Annotated in this window: 12 protein-coding genes, 1 pseudogene and 1 riboswitch; of the genes and pseudogenes, 12 read left to right on the top strand and 1 reads right to left on the bottom strand. The window is 75.7% G+C overall.

The window, feature by feature from the left end:
- Positions 1 to 197 precede the first annotated feature (197 nt).
- The 11 genes and pseudogenes from AB0G56_RS01895 (at position 198) to AB0G56_RS01845 (ending at position 13,670) form a co-directional block, all read left to right on the top strand.
- Positions 198 to 2,507, top strand: a complete 2,310-nt coding sequence (locus AB0G56_RS01895; protein ID WP_360962038.1) for a tetratricopeptide repeat protein — start codon at positions 198 to 200, stop codon at positions 2,505 to 2,507.
- Between the two features lie 326 nt (positions 2,508 to 2,833).
- A complete protein-coding gene (locus AB0G56_RS01890; protein ID WP_360962036.1) occupies positions 2,834 to 3,832 on the top strand; it encodes a helix-turn-helix domain-containing protein in 999 nt (332 codons plus the stop codon).
- Positions 3,822 to 6,854, top strand: coding sequence for an AAA family ATPase (locus tag AB0G56_RS01885; RefSeq protein ID WP_360962033.1), 3,033 nt, complete (start codon positions 3,822 to 3,824; stop codon positions 6,852 to 6,854). The genes AB0G56_RS01890 and AB0G56_RS01885 overlap by 11 nt, the downstream gene beginning before the upstream one ends.
- Before the next feature lie 152 nt (positions 6,855 to 7,006).
- Complete coding sequence (locus AB0G56_RS01880; RefSeq protein WP_360962030.1) at positions 7,007 to 7,990, top strand: helix-turn-helix domain-containing protein; 984 nt, start codon at positions 7,007 to 7,009, stop codon at positions 7,988 to 7,990.
- A 103-nt stretch (positions 7,991 to 8,093) separates the two neighbouring features.
- Positions 8,094 to 8,666, top strand: coding sequence for a helix-turn-helix transcriptional regulator (locus AB0G56_RS01875; protein WP_360962027.1), 573 nt, complete (start codon positions 8,094 to 8,096; stop codon positions 8,664 to 8,666).
- Entirely contained in the window at positions 8,663 to 9,073 is a 411-nt protein-coding gene (locus AB0G56_RS01870) for a tetratricopeptide repeat protein (protein WP_360962025.1), read from the top strand. Before AB0G56_RS01875 ends, AB0G56_RS01870 begins: the two co-directional genes overlap by 4 nt.
- A gap of 162 nt (positions 9,074 to 9,235) precedes the next feature.
- A pseudogene (cbiT, locus tag AB0G56_RS01865) lies at positions 9,236 to 9,838 on the top strand (precorrin-6Y C5,15-methyltransferase (decarboxylating) subunit CbiT); the annotation flags it as partial.
- The gene (gene cobM / locus AB0G56_RS01860; RefSeq protein WP_360962022.1) at positions 9,835 to 10,584 is read left to right on the top strand and encodes a precorrin-4 C(11)-methyltransferase; all 750 of its coding nucleotides are present in this window, start codon (positions 9,835 to 9,837) and stop codon (positions 10,582 to 10,584) included. The pseudogene cbiT and the gene cobM, both read left to right, overlap by 4 nt.
- A gap of 56 nt (positions 10,585 to 10,640) precedes the next feature.
- Positions 10,641 to 10,722: riboswitch (cobalamin riboswitch) on the top strand.
- A gap of 136 nt (positions 10,723 to 10,858) precedes the next feature.
- Positions 10,859 to 11,881: an iron ABC transporter permease gene (locus AB0G56_RS01855; RefSeq protein ID WP_360962019.1), complete on the top strand. Its 1,023-nt coding sequence runs from the start codon at positions 10,859 to 10,861 to the stop codon at positions 11,879 to 11,881.
- 1 nt (position 11,882) lies between these two features.
- On the top strand, positions 11,883 to 12,650 hold the full coding sequence (locus tag AB0G56_RS01850) for an ABC transporter ATP-binding protein (RefSeq protein ID WP_360962016.1): 768 nt from the start codon (positions 11,883 to 11,885) through the stop codon (positions 12,648 to 12,650).
- Between the two features lie 12 nt (positions 12,651 to 12,662).
- Complete coding sequence (locus AB0G56_RS01845) at positions 12,663 to 13,670, top strand: ABC transporter substrate-binding protein (protein WP_360962013.1); 1,008 nt, start codon at positions 12,663 to 12,665, stop codon at positions 13,668 to 13,670.
- Between the two features lie 116 nt (positions 13,671 to 13,786).
- On the opposite strand, the gene AB0G56_RS01840 is transcribed toward AB0G56_RS01845, so the two are convergent.
- Positions 13,787 to 14,950, bottom strand: a complete 1,164-nt coding sequence (locus AB0G56_RS01840) for a cobalt-precorrin-5B (C(1))-methyltransferase (protein WP_360962010.1) — start codon at positions 14,948 to 14,950, stop codon at positions 13,787 to 13,789.
- A 94-nt stretch (positions 14,951 to 15,044) separates the two neighbouring features.
- Between AB0G56_RS01840 and AB0G56_RS01835 the strand changes: the two genes are divergently transcribed.
- Positions 15,045 to 15,809 (top strand): cobalt-precorrin-6A reductase, encoded by a 765-nt coding sequence (locus AB0G56_RS01835; RefSeq protein ID WP_360962007.1) that lies wholly within the window; start codon positions 15,045 to 15,047, stop codon positions 15,807 to 15,809.
- The last annotated feature ends 71 nt before the right edge of the window (positions 15,810 to 15,880 follow it).

Here is a 15,880-nt window from a genome sequence, read left to right as displayed (position 1 = left end):
CAGGACCGGCGCGCGGCCGCCGACGAGGGGCCGGTGAACGGCCGATGCAGGACCGGCGGGCGGCCGGCGAAGGACCGGCGGGCGGCCGGCAGCGGACCGGCGCGGGCAGAGAGGCGCGTCCTCTCGCCATCACGTGATCGACTCTGCCCCGCGCCCATATACTAGAATGTTCAACATCTAGGGCGAAAGGGGCGGACGTGTCCGCACATGAGGCGGCGTTCGGTGCCTTGCTGCGGCAGCTGCGCCAGACGAAGTCGTTGACCATCGAAGCGCTGGCGGAGACGTCCGGCGTCAGCGTGCGCGGCATCGGGGACCTGGAACGCGGACGGCGGGCCGCGCCGCAACGGCGGACGGTGGCCGCGCTGGCGGACGGCCTCGGCCTCGACGACACCGAGCGGGAACGGCTGCTCGCCGCCGCCCGCGCCGGACGCGCTCCCGGGTACAGCCCCGTCGGCGTCCGCTCCTTCCCGCGCGGCATCGACGACTTCGTCGGCCGCGCGGACGAGCTGGCACGACTGGAGGCCCTCGCCGGTCCGCCCGGCCCCGGGGACGGTGGCGCCCCGGACAGCGACGCCGACGGGACAGCCGGCGCCTCGAACGCCCAGCCCGTCGTCGTCGCCGTACACGGAGCGCCCGGCACGGGCAAGACGACCCTCGTCCTGCGCGCCGCCCGCCGGCTGGCCGACCGGTTCCCGGACGGCCAGCTCATGGTGGACCTGCGGGGGACCGACGAGATTCCGCCCGCCCCCTCCGAGCTGATGGTGCAGGTGCTGAAGGCGCTCGGGGTGCCCGACCGGGACCTGGCGAAGGCGGGCCCCCAGGCGCACCCCGCCGTCTACCGGCAGGTCCTCGTCGGCCGCCGCTGCCTGCTCGTCCTCGACAACGCCCGCGACGAGGCGCAGGTACGCCCACTGCTGCCGGGCTCGGGCGGGACGCTGGTCCTGGTGACCAGCCGCCGTATGCTCACCGGGCTGGACGACGTGCACCGGCTGCCGCTCGGGACGCTCGACCCCGCCGAGTCGGCCGCCTTCCTGGCCGCGCTCGTCGGCGGCGACCGTGCGAGCGCCGAGCCGGACGCCCTCACGGAGGTCGCCCGGCTCTGCGAACACCTGCCGCTGGCGCTCCGCGTGGCGGGCAACTGGCTGGCGACGCGCACCGGTTGGAGCGTGCGCCGGCTCGCGGACCGGCTGGCGCGCGAGGAGCGGCGGCTGGACGCGCTGTCCGCGGGGGACATCCGTGTGGCGGGCGCCTTCGACCTGTCGTACCGACAGCTCACCCCCACCGCCGCCCGGCTGTTCCGGCGCCTGTCCCTGGTCCCCGGCCCGGACGTCGGCGCCGCGTGCGCCGCCCGGCTCACCGGTCAGGACCTCTACGACACCGAGGACACCCTGGAGGAACTGGTCGAGGCGGGCCTCCTCGGCATCACCGGGCACCGCTACCGGCTCCACGACCTGCTGTGCCTGTACGGCCGCAGCCGCCTCACCGCCGAGGACGGCCCCGAGGACGTCGAGCGGGCCCGCCGGTCGATGTTCCGCTGGCTGCTGGAGACGGCCGTCGTCGCCGGCCGGTGGTACGAACCCGACCACGGAGCCCCGCCCCCCACCTGGCGGGGCACGGCGGACCTGTCCAGCGCCGACAAGGCCCGCGAGTGGCTCCAGGCCGAGGCCGCCAACTGGCTCGCGGCCCTGCACGCGGCGGCGGCGGACGGCGACCACGCCACCGTCGTCGAGGTGGCCGAGTCCCTGCACTGGTTCTCCGACCAGTGGATCTTCTGGGGGCACTGGCCGGAGGTCTACGGCACCGCCGTGCGGTCCGCCGAAGCGCTCGGTGACCCCCTGATCGAAGCGACCCAGCTCAACTACTACGCCTGGGCCGTCCTGCTGTGCGAAGGCAGGCCGGGGGAGAGCCTCCAGTACTCCGCCCGCGCGCTCGACGCGGCCCGGCGGGCCGGTGATGCCGCGCAGCAGGCGTGGGCGCACCAGTACGCCGGCTGGGCCTACCGCCTGCTGGGCGAGAACGACCGGGTCGCCGGGCACAACGCCCAGGCCGTCGCCCTCTTCGACGCCGCCGGGGACCTGCACGGCATGCTCCAGGCCCTGCTCGGCCGCGCGCTGGCGCTGCGGGCGACCGAGCACCACGAGGAGGCGATCGAGGCCAGCCGGCAGGTCCTGGAGCGGCTGGACGAGGCCGGTGACCGCGTCGAACCGCACATCGCCGCCTTCGCACGCGTCAGCGCACTCGCCGGGCTCGGAATCAGCCACAGCCGTCTGGGGCGCCCGGACGAAGCGGTGGAACACCTGCGGACCTCGGTCGAACTGTGCCAGGCGGACGGCAACACCGCGTTGGAGAGCCGCTACCTCATCACGCTCGGCGACGCCCTCCTCGCGGCAGGCCGGACCGCCGAGGCGCGCGAGGCCTTCGCGCGGTGCGTCGCGCTCGGCGCGGACGCCGACCCCCAGCGGGTCGCCGTGGCCCGCTCACGCCTCGACGGCCGGAACCCGGAGTGACCGGCACACCGCCCGTGACCGACCGTGGCGGACGCCTTGACCCTGACGATACGTGCGCGCCGGCGACCGGTGCTGTCTCTGCGCGCCCGGTGCTGTTCCCTGCGCGCACATGTGTGCTCCTTCGCGGACCGGTGCCGTTGCCGCTGCTGGTTCGGTTCGTCCTGTACCTGTACCTGTACCTGTACTTCTCGCGGTCCCTGTCCCGCCCCCCGTTCCCCCTTGCCTGCCTGTCATCGCGTTTTCTGCCTGGAGAGTGCCTGGTCAGAGGCCCGGCGGACTGGTTGATTTCTCCTGTCGGAGAGAAGCGGAGTACGGAGGAGAACCAGGTGGAGCTTGCGCTGTCGACGGACGCGGTACCGGACCGGGACAGGCTCGACCGCTGGCGGGCCGCACTGGGCGCGGCCCTCGTCCCGATGGCCGTGACACCCCGCGGCGGCGGCCCTCTCAGCGGCCGGATCACCGGTGGCCGCCTCGGCCATCTGCGCGTCTGCTCCCTGGCGGCCGACGCCCAGCGCATGAGCGGTACGGCGGCACACCACCCGGCGCGCGACGAGGGGCCTGTGGCGGTCCTCGTCCTGACGGCGGGTACGGCGACGCTGCTCCAGGACGGCCGGCACGCCGTCGCGGGCGCGGGGGACCTCCTCGTCTACGACACGGCACGGCCGTACACCCTGGACTTCCCCGAACGCTTCGCCTGCCACCTCCTCCACCTGCCCCGCCGGGGGCTGGAGGTGTCCGAAAGGGAGCTGCGCGGGGTCATGGTGGCGACCGTCGCGGCCACCGACGGGATCGGCGCCGTCCTCGGCCCCTTCCTCGCCAGGCTGCTCGGATCGGCCCACTCCTACGGCCCGGCCGTCGGGGCGAGGCTCGCCGTCACCGTCATGGACCTCTTCGCCACCCTCGTCGCCGAACGCAGCCCGTCCGGCGGTGCCGGGACCGGACGCGGAGAGCTGGTGCTGCGCATCCGCGACCACATCGACCGCCATCTGGAGGACCCCGGTCTGGCACCGGAGACCGTGGCCGCCGCCCACCACATCTCCGTGCGGTACCTGCACCGGCTGTTCGAGGACGAGGGCATCACCGTCGCGCGCCTCATCCAGCGCCGCCGGTTGCAGGAGTGCGCCCGCGAACTGGCCCGGGGCGGCCGGGCCGCGCCCGCCGTCGCGGCGGTCGCGCACCGCTGGGGCTTCGTGAACCCCGCCCACTTCAGCCGGGTCTTCCGCGGGATGTACGGCCACACGCCCAGCGAATGGCGTCGGCTCGGCGCTCCGGGCACGCCCGCACAGGGCTCGCGCGACGACCGGAGCCCCTCCCGTGCGGCCTGAACGCGCCCCCGCGCGGGCCGAACCCCGCACCATCCGTACCGAGCCCAGCGCCACCCGTCTCCGGCCCAGCACCACCCACACGGAGCCCAGCATCACCCACCCAGAGCCCCGCACCACCGACACGGAGCCCGGCATCACCCACCCAGAGCCCCGCACCACCCACCCAGAGCCCCGCGCCGCGCGTACCGGGCCCGGCACCCCATATGCCGAGCCCCGGCCTCCGCGTACCGACCCCGTCCTCCCCCGTACCGAGCCCGCCCCCGCGCGGACCGAGCCCGCCGCTGCCCCGCCCGCCGTCCGGCGCGGCCCCGCGCTCGCCGGTCGTGGACCGGAACAGGAGCTGTTGCGCCGTGTGCTGCGGGAGGCCCGGTCGGGCAGCGGCGGCACCGGGACCCTCCTCCAGGGCGAGGCCGGGATCGGCAAGACGGCCCTGCTGGACTGGGCCCACGCCGAGGCGCGGGCCCTCGGGTTCACCGTGTTGCGCGCGGTGGGCTCCGAGGCCGAGGCCGGCGTGACCTTCGGCGCGCTGCACCAGTTGCTCTGGCCCCTGACCGACCGTATGCGCGCCCTGCCGGAACCGCAGCGCCGGGCGCTGGCCTTCGCCCTCGGCGAGGGCGCCGAACCGGTGCGCGGCGGCTTCCTGGTGGGCGCCGCGGTGCTGGCCCTGCTCGCGGGGGAGGCGCGCATGCGCCCGGTGCTGGTCCTCGTGGACGACCTGCAATGGGTGGACTCCTCCAGCGCGGCCGTCTTCGCCTTCCTCCAGCGCAGGACCGGCGAGATACCGCTGGCCTTCGTCAGCGCGGGCCGCCCCGAGGGACCGGCCGCCGAGGGTCGGCCCGGCACGGTGGTCGACCTGACCGCGCTGGACGGCGAGGACGCCCGTACGCTGCTGCGCGCCCGCCACCCGCACCTGGCGGTCACCACGGTCGACCGCATCCTGCGGGAGGCGGCGGGCAACCCGCTGGCACTGGTCGAACTACCCGTCCACCTCCACCCCGACCAGGCCCGTGGCGTCATGCCCCTGCCGACGGGGTTCCCCCTCGGCGGCCGGCTGGAGCGGCTGTTCGCACCCCGGCTGGACCGGTTGTCCGGCGAGGCCGCCCGCGTGCTGCTGCACGCCGCTCTCGGCGGCACGGCGGCGACGGGGGCGGTACCGGCCTGGCCCGCCGGGCTCGCCCCGGACCGCGCCGACGAGGTGTTCGACGAGATCGAGGCGAGCGGACTGGCACGCCTGGAGCCGGACGGCCGGTTCACCTTCCGGCACCCGCTCGTGCGCGGCGCCGTCGTCGCCCGCGCCTCCGGCCCCGAGCGGCGGGCCGCGCACCGCGCGCTCGCCGCCGCGCTGCCGTACGACGACCCCCGCCGGCTGGGGCACGAGGCCGACGCGACCCTCCTGCCCGACGACGAGCTGGCCGGGCGCCTGCAGGAGGCCGGCCGCCGCCTGACGCTGCGCGGCGGCGACGCCGAGGGCGCCCTCCTGCTGCACCGCGCCGCCGTCCTGAGCACCGACGCCCAGGCCCGCGCCCGCCGCCTGACCTGGGCGGCGGCGATGGCGGCACGCGGCGGGCGGCTGCCGTACGCCGCCAGGCTCGTCGAGGAGCTGCGCCACGCCCCGGTCCCCGCCGACACCGCCCCGCTGCACGCCTACGCCGTCGTCTACGTCGACCAGAGCCACCACGTCGACTTCGCGTCGTCGTTCACCCTGCTTCCGCAGGCCCTCGACGCCCTGTCGCGGACGGGGGCCGGGACCGGCCCGTTCGACGACCTCGCCGAACAGGTCTACTTCAAACTGCTGCTGGCGACCGTCTACACCGGCGACGCACGCGGCCAAGACGCGCTGCGCGCCCACCGGCAGCGGGTCTCGCCGCTGGCCGACCTGTGCCGCCGGGCCTGGTCCGACCCCGCCCGCACCGCCCACGGCACGGGCGCCGAACTGCGTACCACGGCCCGCACCATGAGCCAGGAGCAGCAGGCCGGAGCCGCGTGGCTGCTGCTGTGGGCCGCCACCGCCGTCGACATGGCCGACGCGTCCCTGCGGCACCGGTTCCTGGGCCAGCACGCCTACGCCACCCAGGGCAGCATCGCCAAGGCCGGCGCCCACCAGGACTATCTGCGGGGCGACTGGGACCGGGCCGAGGTGTGCCTGCGCGAGGCCGAGGCGGCCGACGCCCTCGGGTACCACTGCAACGCCCTCCTCTTCCGCCACTACCACGCCCACTACCTGGCCGGGCGCGGGGACGAGGAGGGCCTGCTCGCGGTGGAGCGCGCCATCCGGCCCCTGGCCGCCCGGGCCCGTATGACGTTCGTGGAGGACCACCTCACGCACCTGCGCGCCCTGGCCGCCCTCGCGCACGGCCGGGACGAGGAGGCGTACTCGGCGCTGGCCGGGCTGACCCCGCCCGGCGTGCTGCCGGCCACGCTGCCCTGGTTCCACCTGCCCTTCTTCGACTTCGTGGACGCGGCCCTGCGCACGGGACGGACGGCACAGGCACGGGCGCACGTGGCGGCGGGCGGTGCGGCACGCATGGGGGAGATCTCCCCGCACCACGCGTTCCTGCTGGCCGCGGCCCGGGCCCTCGCCGCCGCCGACGAGGACGCCGCCACGCTGTACGAGGCCGCCTACGCCGTACCGGGTGCCGAGCAGTGGACGTTCGAACTGGCCAGGCTGCGGCTGGCGCACGGCACGTGGCTGCGCGACCGCAGGCGTCCGCGCGCGGGGGAGGCGCTGGAGCAGGCACTGGAGAGCTTCCGCGCGCTGGGCGCCGGTCCCTGGGCCGAGCGGGCCGAACGCGAACTGCGGGCCGCCCGCACCCGGACCGAGGGCCCGGCCTCGCTGACGGCGCAGGAACTGCGGATCGCCCGGCTCGCGGCGGACGGGCTGACGAACAAGGAGATCGGGGTCCGCCTGAGCCTGTCCCCGCGGACCGTCGGCGGCCACCTGGCGAAGGTCTTCCCCAAACTCGGGATCCCCTCGCGCGCCGCCCTCGCCCGGGCCCTGCAGACGACGGGCGCGGACAGGTGAACGCACCTGGTCCGGCGACCAGCCGTGCCTCCCCTCGCGCCCGCAGGTCGAATGACCTAACACCTCCTCGACGCCCCCGCCCAGGCTGGAGACACGCACATGCACACGTGTCCGTCCCGCCACCGGGACCGGGCCGGGAGGAGGCGGTCGCCTTGCACGACGAGGCCGGCACAGCATCGATGCCGCGGACGGACCGCGGGGGGCACTGGGAGCGCGTACGGCGGCAACTGGACCCCGTCGAGGTCACGCCCGGCCCCGGGACCACGGACTTCCGCGCCACCGTCACCACCGGCGACGCGGGCTGCCTGCGGTTGCTGTCGATGCGCGCCGCGCCGCTGCGGCTGAGCCGCACCGCCCGGCTCGTGCCGGCCGCCCAGGACGACCGGCTGGTCCTGCTCCTCCAGGAGGAGGGCACCGCCGCCGTGCGGCAGGACGGGCGCACGGCGGTCGTCGGCGCCGGTCAACTCGCCCTGCTGGACCTGCGCCGGCCCTTCTCCCTCGACCAGCACACGCCGTTCCACCTGTACGCGCTGCGGCTTCCCGAGCGCGCCCTGGGCCCCTCCGCGGCACGCGCCCGGCACGTCACGGGCCGCGCCATCCCCGCGACCGAGGGCGTCGCGGCGCTGCTGCGGCCCTTCGCCGCGAACGTCGCCTCCGGTGCCGCGGCGTTCGCGGGCCACGTCAGGGACCGTCTCGCGGGCAGCGTCGCGGACCTCCTGGCCACCCTCGTCGACGAGCAGGCACGCAGGCCGGACGGTGCCGCACCGGTCACCGGGCGCGCGCGGACCGTCGACGACATCCGCGCCCACATCGACGCCCACCTGCGCGACCCGAAACTCTCCCCGGCGCTCGTCGCCCGGGCCCACGGCATCTCGCCGCGCTACCTGCACGTGCTGTTCGAGGGCGAGGACACGACGGTGCACCGGCTCATCCAGCGGCGGCGGATCGAGGAGTGCGCTCGCGAACTGCAGCGTCGCGGCCACGAGGGCCGGACCATCTCCGCGGTGGCCCGCGGCTGGGGATTTCGCAACGCGGCGCACTTCAGCCGCGTCTTCAAGTCCGTCCTCGGCTGCTCGCCCAGCCAGTGGCGCGACTCCGCCCCGCAGCCCGGCGCCGGCCCCCGGCCCACCAGGTGAGACGGCATCCGGGGCGATCGATCCACAACTGCTAGGTTCAAGCCGTTCCGAAGCGGGGACGTCCGGCCGTGACAGGGGTGCCGGGCGCGGTCGCCGGAGGTGGATGGACCAGGGGACGTTCGGCCGGCTGCTGCGCGAGGCGCGGCAGCGATCACTGCTCACCCTGGAGAGCGTCGCCCAGGCCTCGGGAGTGAGCGTCCGGGCGATCAGTGACATGGAGCGCGGACGGAGCCTGCCGCGCCAGGCCACTCTGGGCGAGCTGCTGGACGCCCTGGAACCGGGGGAGGACGAGCGGCGGCGTCTGGTGCACGCGGCGGCCCGGCGCACCCGGCGGGCCCCGGAGCAACTGCCGCCGGACCTCACGGACTTCCGCGGCCGAGGGGAGGCGCTGGCTGCCGTCCACGGGCTCACCGCGCGGGTGGCCGGGCGGGGCGGGCACGTCGTCATCTCCGCGATCGGCGGGATGGCCGGAGTCGGCAAGACCGCGCCGGCGGTGCACTGGGCGCACCAGGTGGCGGACCGTTTCCCGGACGGACGGCTGTATGTGAACGCAGCGTCGCGCTCGCCCGGAGCCTCGGTCAGCCCTACGAGATCGCGCGGGCACTCGCCATCGTCGGCTGCTTCCTCTCCGTCCGCGGTGACCCGAAGGAAGCCGTCGTCACCTGCGAGGAGGTGATCCCCCTGCTGCGCGAGACCGGCAACCGCCACGACGAGGCGGCGACCTGGAGGCACATGGGCTGCGCCTGGCAGCGCACCGGCGACGTCACCGCCGCGATCGCGCACTACCGCACGGCCTTGCGGATCTACCAGGAGGTCCTGGACGACTACAACGTGGCCGACGTGCTCGACCACCTCGCCGCCGCCCAGCTGGAACTGGGGGACACCGCACAGGCGCGGGCGAACTGGACCCGCGCGGCCGACCTGTTCGACGCGCTGCGCGTGGCCCGCGCCGACCGGATCCGGGCCAAGGCGCGGGCGCTGCCGGCCGAAGGGACGGCCGGCCGGGTGAGGAACCCCGCGGGCGGTGGCGCGGGGGACCTCGACGCCCAGCCCCCTGTGAGCGGGGCCGGCGCAGCCCAGTAGAGTGCGCCCCTGTCCCCCCGAGTACGCCCCACGGCGCCCGCCCCCGCACGCCGAAGCGCCCGTACAAGCGCCCCGCCCGCCCGCCGACCCCGAGGTACCGAGCACGTGAAGCCCGCCCGACCAGGACGACCGACTCCCGCCGCCGGCCGTGACGGCACCCCGGGCGCCGTGCGCCTCGGCGCCGTACCGGGACTGCCGGACGAGGCGTACGAACACGACGGGCAGCTCACCAAACGGCACGTGCGGGCCGCCACCCTGGCAACGCTCGCCCCCCTGCCCGGCGAACTGCTGTGGGACGTCGGCGGCGGATCGGGCTCGATCGCCATCGAATGGATGCGCACGCACCCCACGTGCCGCGCGGTCACCGTCGAACGCGACCCGGTGCGCGCCGCCCGCATCACCCGCAACGCCGAACGGCTCGGGGTGCCCGGCCTCGACGTCGTCACCGGCGCCGCACCGGACGCCCTGGCCGGACTGCCGCGCCCGGACGCCGTGTTCGTCGGCGGCGGACTCACCGTCCCCGGTCTCCTCGACGCCTGCTGGACGGCGCTGCCCGCCGGCGGACGGCTGGTCGCCAACACGGTGACGCTGGAGTCCGAGGCGCTGCTCGCCGGCGCCCGCCGGCGCCACGGCGGCGAACTGGTGCGGCTCGCCGTGGCGCACGCCGTGCCCGTGGGCGGCTTCACCGGGTGGCGGCAGGCGATGCCGGTGACCCAGTGGGCCGTGCGCAAGACCGTCGAAGAACCCCCAGGAGCAGACAGATGACCGTGTACTTCATCGGCGCGGGCCCCGGCGCCGCGGACCTCATCACCGTGCGCGGCGCCCGCACGCTCGCCGCCTGCCGGGTCTGCCTGTACGCGGGCAGCCTGGTCCCGCGCGAACTGCTCGACGCGTGCCCGGCGGACGCCCGCCTGGTCGACACCGCGCAGCTCGACCTCGACCGGATCACCGCCGAGCTGGTGCGCGCCCACGAGGAGGGCCACGACGTGGCCCGGCTGCACTCCGGCGACCCGTCCGTCTTCAGCGCCGTCGCCGAGCAGATGCGGCGCCTGGACGCGGCGGGGGTGCCCTACGAGATCGTCCCCGGGGTGCCCGCCTTCGCCGCCGCTGCCGCCGCTCTGAAGCGGGAACTGACGGTGCCGACCGTCGGCCAGACGGTCATCCTGACCCGGATCGCCCAGCGCGCCACCGCCATGCCGCCCGGCGAGGACCTGGCCACCCTCGGCCGCAGCGGCGCCCTCATCGTGCTGCACCTGGCCACCCGGTACGTCGACCGCGTCGTGAGCGAACTGCTCCCGCACTACGGCGCCGACTGCCCCGCCGCGGTCGTCGCCTACGCCTCGCGCCCCGACGAACTGGTCCTGCGCGGCACCCTCGACGACATCGCGCAGCAGGTGAAGGCGGCCGGAGTGCTGCGCACGGCCGTCATCGTCGTGGGCCGGACGCTGGGCGCGGAGCAGTTCGGTGACAGCCACCTGTACTCGCCCGAGCGGGAGCGGCACGTGTGCTGACCGGGTCCGGCGGCGGGCCCCACCCGCCGTTTGTTAGGCTCCCCTTGCCTCCCGCGGGGGAAGTCCGGTGAGAGTCCGGCGCTGACCCGCAACGGTGTGCGCGCCGGCCCGACGGCCGTCGCGCGAGCCCGATCGCCCGTGGGTGGTGCGACCCGTTGACTGCTCGCCGCGGACTGCGAGAGGGGACCGCGCGGCCCGAGGGGTCCTGCGGGCTGATCTCCTGCTGCCGTCCGGCAGGCGGCCCAGGCGAAGGACGGCCCCCAGCCGGATACCGGTGCCGCCGCTCGCCGCCGGCCTGGTGCTGCTGCTCCTGGTCTCGCTCGTGTGCGGGGCCGGCCTCGGCGCCGCCGCGGTGACCTGGCCGGAGGTCCTCCGGCACCTGTGGGCAGGGCTCACCGGCGCCACCGTGCCCGCCCGCGACGCCGCCTCGTACACCATCGTCTGGGAGATCCGCCTGCCGCGGGCCGTGCTCGGTGCCCTCGTCGGAGCCGGGCTCGCCACGGTCGGCGTCGCCGTACAGGCCATGGTGCGCAACGCGCTCGCCGACCCGTTCGTGCTGGGCATCTCCTCGGGCGCGGCGGTCGGCGCCAACGCCGTCATCCTGCTCGGGGCGTTCGCGGGACTCGGCGTGTGGGCGCTGTCGGCCTCCGCGTTCGCCTCGGGCCTGGCGGCCATGGTCCTGGTCTACGCCGTCGCCCGCTCGCCGCGCGGCCTGTCCCCGCTGCGGCTCGTCCTGACCGGCACCGCCCTGGCGTACGGCTTCGAGGCGCTCACCACGGTCATGGTGTTCGGCGCGGCCCGCGGCGAGGCGGCCCGGTCGGCGATGATGTGGCTGCTGGGCAGCCTGGGCGGCGCGACCTGGGCCCAAGTACCGCTCGCCGCAGGCGTCGTGGCCGCCGGATGGACGTGGCTGCGGTGGCGCGCCGAGGCGCTCAACGCCCTGGCCATGGGCGACGAGACCGCCGCCGCGCTCGGCGTGCCGCCCGCGCGGCTGCGCCGGGAGGTCTTCGTCGTCACCGCGGCCGTCACCGGGACCGTGGTCGCGGTCAGCGGCGCCATCGGATTCGTCGGCCTCATGGTGCCGCACGTCGTACGGATGGTGGTCGGCGCCGACCACCGCAGGGTGCTGGCCGTGGCACCGCCGGCCGGGGCCGTCCTGCTGGTCTGGGCCGACGTACTGTCCCGGCTGCTCCTCGCGCCCGCCGAACTGCCCGTCGGAGTGATCACCGCCGTGATCGGCGTGCCCGTCTTCCTGCTGCTGATGCGGCGCGGCGGCTACGCGTTCGGAGGCCGCTGAGATGCGCGTCGACATCGAGGACGTGACGGTCGAGGCGGCCGGGGTCCGGCTGGTCGAGGAGATCCGGCTCGCCGTGGAGCCGGGGGCGTTCGTCGGGCTCGTCGGCCCCAACGGCAGCGGCAAGTCGACCCTGTTGCGCTGCGTGTACCGGGCGCTGCGGCCGGCCGCGGGGACGGTCCGGCTCGACGGCGCCGACGCGCACGCCATGGACGCGCGGGGCGCCGCGCGGGTGCTGGCCGCCCTGCCGCAGGAGTCGTCGGCCGAGTTCGACTACACGGTGGCCGAGGTCGTCGCCATGGGCCGGCTGCCGCACCGGGACCGCACGGCCGCCGCCGACCGGGAGATCACCGGGCGGGCCATGGCACGCACCGGCGTCGCCCACCTCGCCGACCGCGGCTTCCTCGCCCTGTCCGGCGGCGAGAGGCAGCGGGTCCTCATGGCCCGCGCCCTGGCCCAGCGGCCCCGGGTGCTGGTCCTGGACGAACCCACCAACCACCTCGACATCGCCCACCAGTTGGACGTGCTCTCCCTGGTCCGCGACAGCGGTCTGACCGCGCTGGCCGCGCTGCACGACCTCAACCTCGCCGCCGCCCACTGCGACCTGCTGTACGTGATCTCCGCGGGCCGGATCGTCGCCTCCGGGCCACCGCACGACGTCCTGCACCCGGCGCTGCTCGCCGAGGTGTTCCACGTGCGCGCCCACCGGGTGCGCCACCCGGAGACCGGCGCGCCCCGGCTCCTGTTCGACCTCCTGCCGCCCACCACGTAAGGACACGCCCGCATGCGCACACCGCACGCCGCAGCCCTCTGCCTGGCCGCCGCGCTCACCCTCACCGCCTGCGGCGCCGAGGTCGAACCCTCCGGCGGCACCCGGTCCGCCACGGCGACCACCCTCACCAACTGCGGGCGCACCGTCACCTACGACAAGGTGCCCGAGCGCGTCGTCACCAACGACGTGGGCATCACCGAGCTGATGTTCGCCCTCGGCCTGGAGGACCACATGGCGGGCTACGCCATGCCCGACGACAAGGGCGACCTGACCGGCGTGCCGTGGAAGGACGCCTACCACAAGGTGAGATGGCTCTCCGAGGACCGGCTCACCAAGGAGAACGTCCTCGACGCCCGCGCCGACCTCGTCTTCGCCGGCTGGGGCTACGGCTTCAGCGAGGACGGCGGCTTCACCCCCGACGCGCTCGGGAAGCTCGGCATCCCCTCCTACCTCCTCACCGAGTCCTGCCGCAACGGCCGCGACAGGACCTCCCGCGGCATCATGCCGCCGCTCGACGCCCTCTACGCCGACCTCACCAACCTGGGCCGGCTCTTCGGCGTCGAGCAGCGCGCGGCGAAGCTGATCGCCGACTTCGAGAAGCAGGTCGCCGACGTCCGCGCCCGGGCCCCCCGAGGCGCCGAACGTCCGAAGGTCTTCCTCTACGACAGCGGCCGGGACCAGCCCTTCACGTCCGGCCGCTACGCCGCGCCGGAACAGATCATCACCGAGGCGGGCGGCGTCAACGTCATGGGCGACGCCGCGGACTCCTGGACCACCGTCGGCTGGGAGAGCGTCGTCGAACGCGACCCGGACGTCATCGTCGTCTGCGACTACGGCGACGTCGGCGCCGAGCAGAAGAAGCAGTTCCTGCTCTCCTACGCCCCGCTGCGCGACGTGTCCGCCGTGAAGCACCGGCGGATCTTCGTCCTCGACTACGCCGACCTGGTCGAGAGCCCGCGCAACCCGTCGGCGATCGCCCGGCTCGGCACCTATCTGCGGACGGTGGCGGGGACACGGTGAGGCGGTGGGGCGGTCGCGGCACGTCGCCACGGGGCCTCGGGGGTGCCGTCGCGGGGCACCGCAGGGCGCCGCAGGATCGTCGGCCGGCGCGCGGGGCACCGGACCGCGCCACGGGATCACCGGGAGGCGCCGCCGGGGCCGCCGACCGCGCTGCGGCCCACGATCGCGCCCGCCCGGTCGATGCAGATCACGTCGACCGCGACCGGTGCGCCGCGCAGCACGGCCAGCGCCTCGTCCCGGGCCGCCGCGGCGACGAGGTCGCCGAGCGGCACCCCGCGCGCCAGGCACGACTGGAGCGCGGCGAGACCGGTGTTGGCGGCGGCCACCTCGGCGGCCAGCGCCTCGTCCGCGCCGCCGCGCCGGGCCAGTGCGGCCAGGAAGCCCTTGTCCACCTGGGACCGGGCGGAGTGCAGGTCCAGATGGCCGGCCGCCAGCTTGGACAGCTTGGCGAACCCGCCGCAGACCGTCAGCCGGGGGACGGGATGACGGCGTACGTACTTGAGCACCGCGCCCGCGAAGTCCCCCATGTCGAGCAGCGCGTCCTCGGGCAGGCGGTACTCTGCCACGACCGTCTTCTCCGAGGTCGACCCGGTGCACCCGGCGACGTGCTCCCGCCCCGCCGCCCGCGCCACGTCCACACCCCGGCGGATGGAGTCGATCCAGGCCGAGCACGAGTACGGCACGACGATGCCCGTCGTGCCGAGGACGGACAGACCGCCGATGATGCCGAGCCGCGGGTTCCACGTGGAGCGGGCGATCTCCTCGCCGTCGTCGACGGAGACGGTGATCTCGACGTCGCCGCCGCCCCCGTACCGGGCGGCGACCTCGGCGACATGATCACGCATCATCCGGCGCGGAACGGGATTGACGGCGGGCTCACCGACCGGCAGTGGCAGGCCGGGCCGGGTCACGGTGCCGACGCCGGGCCCCGCCCTGAACACCACCCCCGAACCGGCGGGCAGCGCCCGGACCGTGGCGCGCACCAGCGCCCCGTGCGTGACGTCCGGATCGTCCCCGGCGTCCTTGACCACCCCTGCCATGGCGTAGTCGCCGGTCAGCTCCTCCACCGCCAGCGCGAACGACGGAGTCTGCCCCTTGGGCAGGGTGATGGTCACCGGGTCGGGGAACTCGCCGGTCAGCAGCGCGGTGTACGCGGCCGTCGTGGCCGCCGTCGCGCAGGCACCCGTGGTCCAGCCGGGCCGCAGCCCGGTGTGCTCCAACTGGCCGCGCCGCCCGCCCTTGACGGCCGCCGCCGGGCCGCCGCCCCGCGCTTGCGGCACGCTTTGTCCGTCCGTGCCCGCGGTGCTCCCGCCGCTCACCCTGCCCACGTCGTGTTCCTCACTGCTCACTGCTACTCATGAACGGACCCGTCCCATGCACGTCCTGATCCTCGGCGGCACAACCGAGGCCCGCCGCCTCGCCGAACTCCTCGACGGCACGCCCGGGACCAGACTGACCAGTTCCCTCGCCGGACGCGTCGCCGGCCCCCGGCTGCCGCCCGGACAGGTCCGCGTCGGCGGCTTCGGCGGGACGGAGGGGCTGACGGCCTGGCTGGTCGAGCACGCGGTCGACGCGCTCATCGACGCCACCCACCCCTTCGCCGGGACGATCAGTTTCCACGCGGCGCGGGCCGCGGCCACCGCCCATGTTCCCCTGCTCGCCCTGCGCCGCCCCGGCTGGGTCCCCGTCGCGGGCGACCGCTGGCACGAGGCCGCCTCGCTGGAGGCGGCGGCCGAGATGCTGCCCGTGCTCGGGCGACGGGTGTTCCTCACCACGGGACGGACCGGCCTGGCCGCCTTCGCCGCCCTGGACGACCTGTGGTTCCTCGTGCGCTCCGTCGACGCGCCCGAGCCGCCGCACCCGCGGGCGATGGAAGTGCTGCTCGACCGCGGCCCGTTCGCCCTGGAGGCGGAACGCGCGCTGCTGCGCCGCCACCGTATCGACGTCCTGGTCACCAAGGACAGCGGGGGAGCGGCCACCGCGCCCAAGCTGACGGCGGCGCGGGAGGCGGGGCTGCCGGTGGTCATGGTGCGGCGGCCGGCCGTGCCCGGGGGCGTCCCGGTCGCCACCGGCCCGGAGCAGGCGGTGCAGTGGCTCGGCGAGCTGACCGGCGGGCCCGTTCCCACAACCAGCGGCTGACCCCACGCCGCCCCGGCGGCCTGACTCGCCCGGGACGCGGGGCCCACCGTGCGTATCGCGGTGGGTCCCGC

Source organism: Streptomyces sp. NPDC021356 (assembly GCF_040641015.1).
Classification (GTDB): domain Bacteria; phylum Actinomycetota; class Actinomycetes; order Streptomycetales; family Streptomycetaceae; genus Streptomyces.
The sequence above is the reverse complement of the archived record's forward strand: the minus strand, read 5'-3'. Positions and strand labels throughout refer to the sequence as shown.